Genomic DNA, 13732 nt, shown 5'->3' on the forward strand with positions numbered 1-13732 from the left:
CCGTTCAGACAAAAAATAGTTGCTCATGCAGCGCAGTCGTCAAACAGGGCGTGCTAAGGCACGCCCTGTTTGTTGGTAGGCTTGCCTTGGCGGGGTTTGCTTAATCTAGGGCAAACTGGCTGCTGTAGTCACGTAACCGCTGCGGATCTTGATGCTCTTTGCGGAGCAACGCATTGCCCACCGCCAACCGCTCAATCCCCGTGCCCATAAAACAGCGAAAGGCATCCTCCGGCGTGCAGACAATGGGTTCGCCGCGCACATTAAAGCTGGTGTTGACCACCAGGGGGCAGCCGGTTTTTTGTTTAAACCGGCTGATGAGGGCATGATAGCGCGGGTTGGTCTGGGCATGCACCGTCTGGATACGTGCCGAATAGTCCACGTGGGTAACGGCTGGAATCGTGGCGCGTGGCACATTGAGCTTTTCAATGCCAAACAGCTGTTGCTGTGCGGCAGTCATGGCGATGCGGTGCGGGGGCGCGACATCATCCACCAGCAGCATATATGGGCTATCCTCATGTAAATTAAACCATGTTGCAACATCCTCCCGCAATACGGAAGGGGCAAAAGGGCGAAAGGATTCGCGAAATTTTACCTTGAGATTAAGGGTCGATTGCATCTCCGCGGAGCGCGGATCACCCAAAATAGAACGCCCCCCCAACGCACGCGGGCCAAACTCCATACGGCCCTGAAACCAGCCAACCGCTTTGCCTTCGGCGAGGGCTTGGGCACAGGCCTCCAGCAACGCTTCCTCTGTCAGGGTCTCAAAGTGGGCACCTTCGGCCAATAGCCGGGCTTCAATCTCGGCTTGGCTAAAGGCAGGACCCAGATAGGCCCCCTGCATGGCATCACCACTTTGGGCGTCGCGCTGGCGTGGCTGGTCCAAAAAACCGTGGTAGACCGCCAGCGCGGCACCCAGTGCCCCCCCGGCATCCCCTGCGGCGGGTTGAATCCAGAGTTTTTCCACATGCCCATCCCGCAGAATTTTACCATTGGCGACGCAGTTGAGCGCCACACCACCCGCCATGCAGAGATTTTTTTGTCCGGTCTGTTTGACAATATCGCGGGTTAAACGCAAGACGGCCGCTTCGATCACCGCTTGAATAGAGGCGGCCAGATCCATCTCCCGTTGAGTCAAACGCTCTTCCCCGGTGCGGGGTGGGCCGCCAAACAGGGCGTCGAACTTGGTGTTGGTCATGGTTAAACCGGTGCAGTAATCAAAATAACTGAGATCCAGTCGAAAACTGCCATCCTCTTTAAGATCCAGCAGATGGTCCAGAATGGTCTGGGCATATTTGGGTTCGCCATAGGGGGCCAGCCCCATCACTTTATACTCCCCCGAGTTTACCTTAAAACCGGTGTAGTAGGTAAAGGCCGAGTAGAGCAACCCCAATGAGTGGGGGAAGTGGATCTCTTTAATCAATTTCAGATCGTTACCCTGCCCAATGCCCAGCGAGGTGCTGGCCCACTCGCCCACCCCATCCATGGTAAGCACCGCAGCGTTCTCAAAGGGAGAGGGAAAAAAGGCGCTGGCGGCATGGCTTTGATGGTGTTCAGAAAAAAGCAGCCGCTGTGCTAGGTTGTCCCCCCCATCCAACGCTTTGAGTTCATCAAGCAGCAGTTTTTTTTGAAACAGCTTCTCTTTAATCCACACCATCATGGCCATACGGAACGATTTAAACCCTCTGGGCGCAAAGGCCAGATAGGTCTCCATCAACCGTTCAAATTTTAAAAACGGCTTGTCGTAGAAGACAATATGATCCACCTCAGCAAGGGAGATGCCGGCTTGTTGCAAACAAAAGCCCAGGGCATGACGGGGAAAAGCGGCATCGTGTTTAATGCGGGTAAAACGCTCTTCTTGGGCCGCCGCGATGATGTGGCCATCCTTGAGCAGGGCGGCAGCAGAGTCGTGATAATAGGCGGAAATGCCAAGAATATACATGCATCACATCCCGTGAACAGCGTTTAAAAGAGGGTGTAGATAAAGGGAGCAACGGCGCTGCCTTGGGTCATGACAACCAAGCCACCCAATAACACCATCATGAGCATAATGGGGAGCAGCCAAAACTTTTTACGGGCCTTCATGAACTGCCATAACTCGCCAAAAAAGGACATGGTAAACCTCTTGGTGTTTAGAACGGGGGGCTTAAAACTGATTTTTCATGCTGTCAGGATCAGGGCCCGGTGGGCGATCTAACCAGTAGCTTGAACATTTTTTGTCAAACTTTAGACGTAAGGGATCTTTGCCGCTCAGACGCATGAGCAGACCCGTGGGCGTTACCACCATAAAAAAGAGCACACTCATGATCAAGGGGGTCATGAGTTGATGTAAAAACAGCCCAAATTGGTACCACAACAGATTCAACGGGTGCAGTCGTTGGGGGCTAAGCAGGGCCAGCAGCAAAAACAGCGCGGCGCAACCCAGTGCCCACCAACGCAGCGTGCCACCCTGTAGTAGGGGGAGTAGCCCCACAAGGGAGAAAACGCCCACAAAGACCAAACCAAAGCTGCGGTCAGAAGGGGGCGGCGGTGTGGTTTTTACGGTGGTGTGCGTCATGGTAGCCCATAGGTTGAAGGGATTATGGCTTAATCTCCGTTATGGAAGGCAAAGAATGTGCCCGCATCCACGTTAAGCGCAATGCTAGGTCGTAGGCAACGGTTTGTAGGATGGGTTGTCTTGCTGCTCGCGGGTTGGCTGCGCTTAGACCCCCTCGTGAAACAGGGGGGCGCTGTGTGGAGAAAAGGCTCCTGTAAAAATAAGCTGCGACCCATAGCGGATAAAGCATCACATAACAGACGAAGGCCAGCTTTTGAGCTAGTGCAGTTGTGCCAACAAAAGCGATACACCCGCGGCACAAGCGATCAACCCAATGAGTTTGATCAGGTTAACCCAAAACGCTGCCCATGCGGCGCAAACAGAGAGCTTTCCGCCATTCGCCCCCAAGGGGTGGCGGTGCTCAGCCGGCCAGTATGGATCTGTGCGGTGGCATGGCGATGGCTGGGTGGCGGTGTCATAAGGATGGTTTTGCATGCGCGCGCTCCGAGTTGGTGTCTCTCTCTAGTGTGGGTCTTGGCGGCGATACATGACAGATACAAAAAAGATAAAAAATAATCAGAACAGATAGGCGTGCCAGCAGGGTTTCAGGAAGGACTATGTGCCATAATGATGGATAAGAAGCCTGTTTTTTAAGTGACCTAGCTGGTCTAGGCATAACAGTTTAGTGCGTTTTGGTAGGATACAGATATCATGGAGAACAGGTCGCCGCGTTATCAACAATTAGCCGATCAGTTACAACAGGCGATTGAGCAAGGTACCTATGCGCCGGGTGAGCGCATGCCCTCTGTGCGTCATCTGCAACGGCGCCTTAATGTCAGCATAACCACCATCTCCAGTGCCTATGTCGAGTTGGAACGCCGGGGGTTGGCGGAGGCGCGGCCCCGCTCTGGCTATTTTGCGCGGACTCCCCTCAAACAACCGATTCCTCAAACCAGTGCGGTGCCTGGGGAGCCGGTTAAGGTGCGCCAAGGCCCCATGACCCGCGCGGTGGAATCCGCCGCGATGAGCGATGCATTGGTGCCCTTGGCGGGGGCGATTTTGGATGAAGCGCTGTTGCCACTGATCGATATACGCCGCGCCGCGCGCAGTGTCATGCGCGAACAGGCCGCTGCGGCCATGGCCTATGGTCCCCCTGCGGGTGCCATGCCCTTGCGGCGTGCTTTGGCGCAGCAACCCTGGGGGTTTGCACAGCCGCCAGGGGTGGATGAAATTCTGCTGACCCAAGGAGCTCTGGAGGCCATTAGCCTCGCCCTGCGCACCATTACCCGCCCCGGGGATGCGGTGGTGGTGGAATCCCCCAGTTTTTATGGTTTTATGCAGATGATTGAACAGATGGGGCTCTATGCTATGGAGGTGGTGACCGATGCCCAACACGGCATGCAGCCCGCAGATTTGGCCCGTGCCTTGGAAGACCCACGGGTTAAGGCGGTGCTCTCGATCCCCAGTTTTCATAATCCTATGGGGGCCGTCATGCCCGAGGCAAACCGCAAGGAGATTGTGCGTTTAATTACCCAACGGCAGGTGCCTTTGATTGAGGATGATATCTATGGTGATCTGCACTATGGGGGGGTGCGTCCAACCCCCATGAAGGCGTGGGATAAAGAGGGCTGGGTTATCTATGTCTCCTCTTTTTCCAAGGTCTTGGGTCCCGGCTTGCGGGTGGGGTTGTGTATGCCAGGTCCTCGTTTTTATGAAAAAATGGTCAGTCTAAAGATGGCCACCTCGCTAACCTCATCCATGTTCACTCAGCTAACGGTGGCGTCGCTTTTGTTATCCGGTGCTTATGGGCGTCAGGTGCGCCATCTACGCAAGGCGCTATCGGCCAATGTCCAGCGCTTTCGCCATGGGGTGGCCAGTGCGTTTCCAGCTGAAACCCGCATGACGCACCCCCAGGGGGGCTTTACCGTGTGGGTGGAGATGCCTGCCCAGGTGGATGGTGTGGCGCTGTATGAAGAGGCGTTGGCCGCAGGCATCGCCATTGTGCCCGGGGCGGTCTGCTCGCCGTCGGGGCGTTATCGTCATTGCATTCGTTTAAGCGCAGGGACGTTATGGAGCCGCCGGGTCGAAAAAGCGATTGCGCGGTTGGGGGAGATGGTCCATCAGCAGTTATAACCAGTGTGGCTTAATGGGGGGCGGTGCGTGGGGGTAAAATGAGGCGGGCTTGTTTGCACAAGCCCGCCTTTTTAACCTAACGGATCTCTGTTAGCGGTTGGCGTAGTTGCGATAGTTGGCATTGCACATCCACGCACTAATGCGCTCTTTGGCGTGTTCACCCAAATCTCGCTGGGCCAGTCCGCGCTTGCTGGCCAGATCGACCACCGCTAAAGCAATGTTTAGAGAGATTGCGCGGATGTCCTGCATGGAGGGATAGACACGCCCTTGATCCAGGTCACTCTGGGCGGTCATTTGGGCCAGGGTCTGGGCGGCGACTAGGAACATCTCCTCGGTCACGCGGCTGGCTTCACACATAATCACCCCTAAACCAATACCGGGGAAACAGTAGGCATTATTCCCCTGACCCGACACAAAGGTTTGACCGGCAATGGTGACGGGCTCAAAGGGGCTGCCGCTGGCAAAGATGGCGCGCCCATCACTCCACTGGTAGCATTGTTGGGCGCTACATTCGGCCTTGCTGGTGGGGTTGGAGAGAGCAAAGATAATGGGGCGAGGATTGATGCGGGCCATGGCCTCGACCACACCCTGGTGGAAAACGCCGGGCTGCCCCGAAACCCCAATCAATACCGTGGGCATAAAGCGTTCCACCACCTGTTGCAAGTCGGTGAGTGGCGGGTCATCACAGACAAATTCTGATTTACGTCCCCGCAGATCGGTGCGGCTGCGAGTGACCAGCCCCCGTGAGTCCATAAAGCGGAACTGCTTGAGCCCCTGCTCACGGGGGATGCCCTTTTGTTCCATGGCGCGTAAAATGAGGTCGGCAATGCCAAAGCCTGCACTGCCAGCGCCCATAAAGAGATAACGCTGGGTGCATAAATCCGCCTCTGTAATGCGCAAAGCGCCCAAAATGCCAGCGAGTGCCACGGCGGCGGTGCCTTGAATATCGTCATTGAAGGTGCAGATGCGGTCCTGATATTTTTCCAATAACCGGAAGGCGTTGTCGTTAGAAAAATCCTCAAATTGAATCATGGCACGGGGGAACTGCTCCTGTACCGCCAGCACAAACTCTTCGATCATTTCATCATAGATCTCACCGGTGACACGGGGTTGGGGCAGGCCCACATAGAGGGGATCATTCCGCAGGGCTTCGTTGTTGGTGCCCATGTCCAGGGTGACAGGTAAACAGTGGATGGGGGGGATGCCCGCCAAGGCGGTATAGAGTGCCAACTTACCCACTGGAATACCCATACCGTGTGCGCCCAGATCCCCCAGGCCCAGAATACGGCTACCATCGGTTACCACAATAACCCGTACATCCTTATGGACCCAGTTGCCCAGCAGTTCAGCGATGCGGCCCTTGTCGTTAATGGAGATAAACATGCCTTGGGGGCGGCGAAAGATGTGACCATAGGTTTGGCACGCCTTACCCACCGTGGGTGTGTAGATGATGGGTAACATCTCTTCAATGTTGGTCATGACCAACCGGTAGAAGAGGGTTTCATTACGCTCTTGCAGGCCGGTTAGGAAAATATATTTCTCTAAATCGTTAGGTTTGCAGCGAAAATTATCTAAAGCCCGCCCTAACTGAGCCTCCATGGTCTGGACCCTGGGGGGCAGTAGACCGCGGAGATGAAACAGATCCCGCTCTTCTTCCGTAAAAGCCACGCCTTTGTTCATGTAGGGATCGTTCAGGATCTCCAGCGGGTTGGCATGTCCGGTAAGCTCTTTTAAACGATTGCTATCAAATGTTTTGCCCATCTGTTTTTCTACTCCGGTTAGCCTGGGGGGGGGAGCCCGCTCCAGGAATTGCCCTGCATCGGTCAAGTATGCCAGATTAATGTGAAAGCAAAGAGACGTTAATAAGACATTTTGCATGCAATAGGCGCGTTTTCTGTCTAGCCGCAGGCCCAGTCGTTACAGTTGGTCAATGAGACCCTTGTCGCGTTCGGCTCCAGGGGGCTCCCATGGTAGCGGTTGCATCAAGCTGGTGGATGAGCAGAGGGGTGTTTTATGGTGGGTATCGTGATACTCTGCCCAAGCGGTGGCGTTGGCCTAAGCCCTGTCCGCTAAGGAACCGTTTGAGACAGGGCAGGGGGGGGTGAAACGGGCCTCTTTCTGCCCGTTTGGAGCGGGCTAGAAGCATCATCCAGTCAAGGTTGTGCAGAAACTTTTTACCGATGAAACCCTGACGATCGAATCCCCGCAGGCACGGTTGGGAGAATTTATGAAGGCGATTTTGGTGACGGGTGGTGCAGGGTATATAGGCAGTCATGTGTGTAAGGTGTTATCACAAAGTGGTTTTTTACCGATAACTTACGATAATTTAAGCGAGGGGCACCCCTGGGCCGTCCGTTGGGGGCCGCTGGTGGTCGGGGGGCTTGACGATGGGGCTAAATTGGCAGGTCTCTTTGCACAGTACCAGCCGCAAGCGGTGATCCACTTGGCGGGTCGTGCCTATGTGGGTGAATCCATGACGGACCCGGCCCTATACTACCGCAATAATGTGCAGGCCGCGTTGGTGCTGTTGGAATGTATGCGTCAATATGGTTGTAAAAATATCATATTTTCCAGTAGTTGTGCGACCTATGGCGAACATCGGCAGATGCCCATAACCGAGGCGATGTCCCAACATCCCATCAATCCCTATGGGCGTTCTAAGTTGATGTTTGAGTGGATGTTGCAGGACTATCAGGTGTATGGCTTGCAGAGTGTGGCCTTACGCTATTTTAATGCCAGTGGTGCCGATCTGGAGGGCGAGATTGGTGAGCAGCACCAACCAGAACCCCACATTATACCCCGCTTGTTAGAAGCCGCCCGTAAGGGTAGCCCCTTTACCATCTATGGTACCGATTATGAGAGTGAGGATGGCACCTGCGTGCGGGATTATATCCATGTGAGCGATCTGGCCCAGGCGCACCTGTTGGCGTTGCAATGGTTGTGGCGGGGGGGTGAGAGCCGCGCTTTTAACCTAGGTAATGGTCAGGGTTTTTCCATTCGACAGTTAATTAAAGTGGCCGAGACAGTGACCGGCAAAAGCATCGCGGTGCAGTTGGGTGCCCGCCGCCCTGGCGATCCCGCCGTGTTGGTGGGCAGCGCAGAAAAGGCGCGGGAAGAGCTGGGGTGGCAGCCTCAATATGGTACCTTGGAAATTATTTTAACGAGTGCTTGGCGCTGGATGCAGCGGCGCCAAGATCCCCCCGTGGTAGATGGGATAGAGGAGTCCATCGGTGAACCATGAACCTGCGCCTACTGTTTCGGTATTAATGACCGCCTATAACCGCGAGCTCTACATCGCCCAGGCCATTGAGAGTGTATTGGCCTCGACCCTACAGGATTTTGAGCTCATCGTGGTGGATGATGGCTCAACCGATCAGACCGTGACCATTGCCCAGGGGTATGCGGCGCGGGATAAGCGGGTCAAGCTCTTTATCAATGCCGAAAATCTTGGGGACTATGCCAACCGTAACCGCGCCGCCGCTTTGGCGGGGGGGCGTTATATCAAATATTTGGATTCCGACGACTATCTCTACCCGTTTGGTTTACAAGGCATGGTCGCCATGATGGAAGCCCATCCTCAGGCGGCATTGGGGTTAAGTCGGGTGCAATATGCCCAGCGCCCTATGCCGGTGCTGCTTAGCCCCGCTGCGGCCTATGAAGATGCCTTTTTTCGCGAGGATGACTACCTTTTTGGGCGTGCGCCGGGTGCGGTCATTATCCGCCGTGATGTTTTCATGCAGTTGGGCGGCTTTTCGGGCAAGCGTCAGGTGGGGGACCATGAAATGTGGCTGTTGATGGCCCGTGAGCATGCCGTGTTGGCGCTGCCACCTGTGTTCTATTGGTCCCGCACACACCCCCAACAGGAACAGGCTTATGATGCCGAACATGAGAAGGGTATCATGCATTATGAGCTGCAACAGGCCGCCCTTAACCATCCGCGTTGTCCCTTATCAAAGAAGCGCCGTCTAGAGGCATTGCAGCGGCTGCGAGACAATCAAGTCAAGGTGCTGGTGTATCTGTTGTTAAAAAGAAGATGGACAAGATTTAGAGCCTGGAAAAAGGGGTTTAAGCTCTCTTGGTCTGAGCTGGTGCGGTGGATCGGCAAACGCGGGTTTGGGGCTTAACGTGGGGCTAGGGAGTCTCGTGGGAGACTTTGGCGGTGGTGCGTGCCATGTTTTGATGAATGGCCTCAATGAGGGCCTTTTTCTTGATCGGTTTCACCAAGTGGGCATTACAGCCGGCTTCGAGACTTTTTTGCTGTTCTGCTCTAAGCGCATGGGCACTTAGGGCCAAAATGGGCAGGGGGGTTGTGCCTGAGGTTTGCTCCCAGTGGCGAATCGCTTGGGTGGCCCGATAGCCATCCATGATAGGCATTTGTAAATCCATCAAAACCAGATCTAGCCCACCCTGTTTAACCCGTTCCACGGCTTGCTGGCCATCCATGGCGATTTCAACCTGCCAAGGGGTGGGTTTTAAGTAGGTTAAAAACAGGGTTTGATTATCCAAAGAGTCCTCAGCCAATAAAATATTGAGTGGTTTTAAGGTGGCAAGGTCGGTGAGTGCCACGGTGGATGGCCGTATGGGGGGCTGGGTGGGCGGCAGCTCTAAGGTCAGTTGAAAATGGCTGCCCTGGTTGACGCAGCTCTCCACGGTAAGATGCCCCCCCATCAACGTAACCAAATTGCGGGCAATTGCCAGCCCCAAACCGGTGCCCCCATAACGCCGGGATATGCTGGAATCGGCCTGGGAAAATTTGTCAAAAATGTGGTTGAGATGCTTCGCGGCAATGCCGATGCCACTGTCGCTAATGGTTATGCTAAACAGACTGCCTGCGGGCTGATAGGCGATTTTCAGGGTGACATGCCCTTGCTGGGTGAATTTAATGGCGTTGTGCAACAGATTGATCATAATCTGGCGCAAGCGTCCTTCATCCCCCAGTACCCACGGGGGCAATTCGGTGGGGATGTCACAGTTGAAGGTCAAACCCTTCTCTTGGGCCTGTAGACGCACAATATCGCAGATTAACAAAAACAGTCGGTGGGGTTGGAGGGGCTCTCGGGTTAATGTTAGACCGCCAAACTCAATTTTAGAGAGATCTAAAATATCATCAATTAAAACAACAAGATGTTTGCCAGCTTTAATAAGCAGTTCCAATTGGCCGGTCTGCTCCTCCGTTAACAGGCTCTCATGCAGCAGGTCGCCCATGCCCAGCAGCACGTTAAGGGGGGTGCGTATCTCATGACTCATGATCGCTAAAAACTCACTCTTGGCTTGGTTGGCTGACTCTGCTCGGGCCAGGGCCTCACGGTTTTCCGCCTCTAACGCTCTTTTGTGGGTGATGTCATAGCCAATGGATAAGAGACCCATGACCTCATCATGGCTGTCTATCAGGGTCTTGTTGTACCATTCAATCTCTAGTAAACGGCCATCTTTGGTTAGGATAGGGTTAACATGGCCTTGGTTATGGATATGCCCCACCGCCTTGGCAAAGAGTGCGCGTAAGGTGGCATGATCCTGTTGGGGTAGAAAGGTATTCCACCAATCTTTACCCTGCACTTCAGCCAAAGTATAGCCCGAGAGCTCCTCCATATAGGGGTTGATGCGCATAATGCGGCCTTGGGTGTCCAGCACCAAAATGATGGTCTGGGCGGTGTGGATCAGACTGTCGGCAAAATCGCGCTCTTGTTGCAGCGTCTTGGCGGCGCGGCTGCGTTCGGTTACATCAATAAGTGTGGCGAGGGTATCTTCCCCAAAGGTGACGCCACTGATCTGAATCTCCCGTTGTTCACCGTTTTTGCAGGTGACTTGGTACTCTAAAGGGGCAATATCTTGGCCGTCTGCCATGGCTTTTTGTACGGCAAGAGTCCAGGTTTCCTTCACCCATGCGCGATAGCGCGGATCGGGATAGGCCCGTTGCCACCAACTATCCAAGTCGGGGATGTCCGCCATGCTATAGCCGAGCAGGGTGGTAAAGCGATCATTGATATGGGTAACCATACCCTGCTTGTTGACCAAGACAAGGGGAATGGAGACCTCTTTGAAAAGACGCAGGAATTTTTGTTCACTCTCACGCAGTTGGTTTTCGGCAAGGCGACGTTCCGAGATGTCGCGGCCAATGGAGATGATAAGATTTTGGCCTTGATGCGCTAAACTGGAAATGGCGTACTCAAAGGGGATAGTCTGCCCATTATGACAAATAAGGTTGATTTCCAGCTTAGCGGTGCCGGTTTTGCGGAGTTGCTCCAGCGCGGTGGCCATTATCGATAGATCGCTCTGGCTATAGTAGCTGCTGGGGGCGGGCAGCGCGCCGATTTGGCGATCGCTAAAACCGCTAATTTCGCGGAAAGCGCGGTTCCAACGTAGGGCCTTGCCGGTTTCAGGATGAAATAGAAAATAGGTATCGGGTAAGGCATCTAGGCTCGCCTGCGTGAGCTGTTGTTCGGCCTGTAACGTCTCTTCAACCCGCTTGCGGGCACTAATATCAATGCCGGTACCGCTCAGGTAGGGCTGCTCGTCGATCATCACCAAAGAGCCCGATAAAAAATAGGGGGTTTCTTGGCCATTATGGGCACGTAGGGCGGCCTCGATCGTAGCATGACCTTCGCTAAAGACCTGCTGGATACGTGAGCTCACCAGCGCTTGATCGCACGGTGCAATAAAATCAAGGGCCTGTTTGCCCTGTAGGGTGGTATCGTCATAGCCTGTGACGGTGGCAAAGTTTTTATTCCAGCGAATCAGGCGTGCCTGCCCGTCAAACAGGTAAAAAATACCTGAGAGCCCTTCAATCACAGCATGCGAAAAAGCCTCACTCTGTTGAGTAAGGTTAAGGCCGGCATCTTGGGCCTTGTGGCCAACGGGCGACGACATACAACCTTCCTTTGTGTGGCGCAGTGGGTAGGGCTTTTCAAACCCTAAGATCATGAAATTGCGGCAAGAGCCTGGGTGACATCGGCTATGAGGTCCTCAGGATCTTCCAAACCAGCCGAGAGGCGCACCAAGCCCTCGCTAATGAGATGAGCGGCCCGTTCTTCTGGGCGATAGACCGAGTGGGTCATGCTGGCGGGGTGCTGGGCCAAACTCTCGGTATCGCCCAAGCTGACCGCCCGCGTGATCAGCTGTAGGGCATCCAGAAAACGTCGGCCTGCCTCCATGCCCCCTTTGAGCTCAAAGGCTATGATGCCCCCTGGTTGGGCCATCTGCCGCTGGGCCAAGGTGTACTGTGCAAAGCTTGGTAGACCAGGGTAGTAACAGGCTGTCACTTGGGGATGGGCTTCGAGCAATTGCGCTAAAGTGAGGGCATTGGCACAGTGGCGATCCATGCGAAGGGCCAGAGTTTTTAGACCGCGCAGAATCAAAAAGGCATCTTGGGCCGAGAGCACCGCCCCGGTCATATCCTTGAGGCCATAAAAACGCACCTCGGTTAAGGCCGCTTTGGGGCCAAGAATCGCACCGGCCAGCAGATCCCCATGCCCCCCCAGATATTTCGTCGCAGAGTGTACCACAAAATCCGCACCAAACTCGATAGGTCTTTGTAAATAAGGGGTGCAATAGGTGTTGTCCACCACCACCAGTGCATGGTGCTGGTGGGCGATTTCGGCGATGGCGGCAATATCTACCAAGCGCATGTTGGGATTGGCAGGGGATTCAAAAAAGACCACGCGGGTTTTGGCGCTGATGGCTTGCGCCAGCTGCGTGGGGTCGGTGAGATCCAGGTGGGTAATGGTGACGCCAAATTTGTGCAGACCATGGTTAAAAAAGGCATAGGTGCAGCCGTAGAGGGTTTTATCGGTAATAATTTCGTCACCGGGTTTAAGCAGCGTCCAAAGTAGGGCGCTGGTGGCCCCCATGCCTGAGGCGGTCACCAATCCGGCCTCGGCTCCCTCTAATTCAGCAAGACGTTGCTCCAAAAGCGCCGTGGTGGGGTTGCCTACACGGGCGTAGATGTAGCCCTCTTCTTCACCGGCAAAGCGTTTTTGCCCCGATTCTGTGGTCGCAAACGTGTAGGTGGAACTCATGTAGATGGGTGGGGTTAGTGAACCGTGCCCAGCGTAGGGGTCGTAGCCGTGGTGGATGGCGCGGGTGGTGAAACCCAATTTGGTATCCTTTGTCGTGGCCATCATAGGCTCCCGTGCGTAAAAGGTGGGGCGTTATGGAACCCATGGGGGGTGTTCCTTTGCCGAACATGCGCATGAATGGAACAGAATTTAAGCTGGTTACGGTTAAAACTCAAAAATTATCTTGATTGGATTTGGGCATGGCTTGTGCGGCCTCAGTTTAGAACGCTGTGGGATTGACGGGTAGGGGCTAAGCATGGGGGTATTTGCAGCGTCTCTGCGCGGGATAGTCTGCGCGCTCATGGGAGCGGTTGGCCGACTATAGCAGCATAAGGGTGCCCGCTCAGTGGGAGAAGATGGCATAACAGGCCAAAGAAAACCTATATAATATCGAATGGCATGTATATTTAGATGTTGTCATTTCAAGGGTGATAGCGTTACATTTGTGTCGTATTTGTTACGAAACTGTTGTAAATGGCGCGCCCTATTTGGGTTGAAGGGCAATCAAACCTAGGCTTTTATTGGAGAAATGCAGTGAAAAATATTTTGGTCGGTTTTTTAGTTGGGGTTTTGTGTGTGGTCGGGGTCGCGTGGCAACTTGCCCCGAGTATGATGCTCAAGGAGCATGCGAGCCCCTTGAGTGTGGACGAAACGGTCGCAAAAATATCCAGTAATGCGCTTGCTTTAGGGTGGGTGGTGGCTGGGGTTAAACCGCTGCACAAATCGGTAGCAAAGCATGGGGGTGGTAACCTGCCGCCGGTCATGTTGGTTAATTTGTGTCAAGCAAACCACGCCTATAACATTTTGAAAGATGATGAAAATAAAATCGTTTCTGTGATGATGCCTTGCACCATTAGCGTCTATCAAAAATCGGATGGCAAAACCTACGTCGGGGTGATGAATGCGGGTCTGTTGGGTACCCTGTTTGGTGGCAATGTGGCGACCGTGATGGGTGGTGAAGTTGCAGAACAACAGCAGAAGTTTATTGAGTTTTTGCTTTAATAAAAGCCTA

The 13732-nt window shown here is 54.1% G+C and carries 10 protein-coding genes; 4 read left to right on the forward strand and 6 right to left on the reverse strand.

What is annotated here, in order from left to right; all coding sequences use genetic code 11:
• Positions 1 to 100: 100 nt before the first annotated feature.
• Genes MMC1_RS03895 through MMC1_RS03900 form a run of 3 tightly spaced genes read right to left on the reverse strand, consistent with a single transcriptional unit; the run spans position 101 to position 2554 of the window.
• A complete protein-coding gene (locus MMC1_RS03895) occupies positions 101 to 1939 on the reverse strand; it encodes a carbamoyltransferase family protein (RefSeq protein WP_011712443.1) in 1839 nt (612 codons plus the stop codon).
• 23 nt (positions 1940 to 1962) lie between these two features.
• The gene (locus MMC1_RS22015; protein ID WP_011712444.1) at positions 1963 to 2112 is read right to left on the reverse strand and encodes a DUF5989 family protein; all 150 of its coding nucleotides are present in this window, start codon (positions 2110 to 2112) and stop codon (positions 1963 to 1965) included.
• A 31-nt stretch (positions 2113 to 2143) separates the two neighbouring features.
• Positions 2144 to 2554, reverse strand: coding sequence for an SxtJ family membrane protein (locus MMC1_RS03900; RefSeq protein WP_011712445.1), 411 nt, complete (start codon positions 2552 to 2554; stop codon positions 2144 to 2146).
• Positions 2555 to 3244: 690 nt separating this feature from the next.
• Between MMC1_RS03900 and MMC1_RS03910 the strand changes: the two genes are divergently transcribed.
• Positions 3245 to 4666 carry an aminotransferase-like domain-containing protein gene (locus MMC1_RS03910; protein ID WP_011712447.1) on the forward strand — a complete coding sequence of 474 codons (1422 nt, stop codon included), beginning with the start codon at positions 3245 to 3247 and terminating at the stop codon, positions 4664 to 4666.
• A gap of 90 nt (positions 4667 to 4756) precedes the next feature.
• On the opposite strand, the gene MMC1_RS03915 is transcribed toward MMC1_RS03910, so the two are convergent.
• The gene (locus tag MMC1_RS03915; RefSeq protein WP_011712448.1) at positions 4757 to 6427 is read right to left on the reverse strand and encodes an NAD-dependent malic enzyme; all 1671 of its coding nucleotides are present in this window, start codon (positions 6425 to 6427) and stop codon (positions 4757 to 4759) included.
• Positions 6428 to 6893: 466 nt separating this feature from the next.
• Between MMC1_RS03915 and galE the strand changes: the two genes are divergently transcribed.
• A complete protein-coding gene (galE, locus tag MMC1_RS03920; protein ID WP_011712449.1) occupies positions 6894 to 7907 on the forward strand; it encodes a UDP-glucose 4-epimerase GalE in 1014 nt (337 codons plus the stop codon).
• On the forward strand, positions 7897 to 8790 hold the full coding sequence (locus MMC1_RS19570) for a glycosyltransferase family 2 protein (RefSeq protein WP_011712450.1): 894 nt from the start codon (positions 7897 to 7899) through the stop codon (positions 8788 to 8790). The genes galE and MMC1_RS19570 overlap by 11 nt, the downstream gene beginning before the upstream one ends.
• 7 nt (positions 8791 to 8797) lie before the next feature.
• Here the strand turns inward: MMC1_RS19570 and MMC1_RS19575 are convergent, their stop codons facing one another.
• Together MMC1_RS19575 and MMC1_RS03935 are read right to left on the reverse strand one after the other, a co-directional pair.
• Complete coding sequence (locus MMC1_RS19575; RefSeq protein ID WP_011712451.1) at positions 8798 to 11533, reverse strand: PAS domain-containing hybrid sensor histidine kinase/response regulator; 2736 nt, start codon at positions 11531 to 11533, stop codon at positions 8798 to 8800.
• A 50-nt stretch (positions 11534 to 11583) separates the two neighbouring features.
• Positions 11584 to 12783, reverse strand: coding sequence for a methionine gamma-lyase (locus MMC1_RS03935; RefSeq protein WP_011712452.1), 1200 nt, complete (start codon positions 12781 to 12783; stop codon positions 11584 to 11586).
• Positions 12784 to 13254: 471 nt separating this feature from the next.
• On the opposite strand from MMC1_RS03935, the gene MMC1_RS03940 reads away from it, so the two are divergent.
• A complete protein-coding gene (locus MMC1_RS03940; protein ID WP_011712453.1) occupies positions 13255 to 13722 on the forward strand; it encodes a DUF302 domain-containing protein in 468 nt (155 codons plus the stop codon).
• Positions 13723 to 13732 lie beyond the last annotated feature (10 nt).

The sequence above is a fragment of the Magnetococcus marinus MC-1 genome, assembly GCF_000014865.1.
Lineage (GTDB): Bacteria > Pseudomonadota > Magnetococcia > Magnetococcales > Magnetococcaceae > Magnetococcus > Magnetococcus marinus.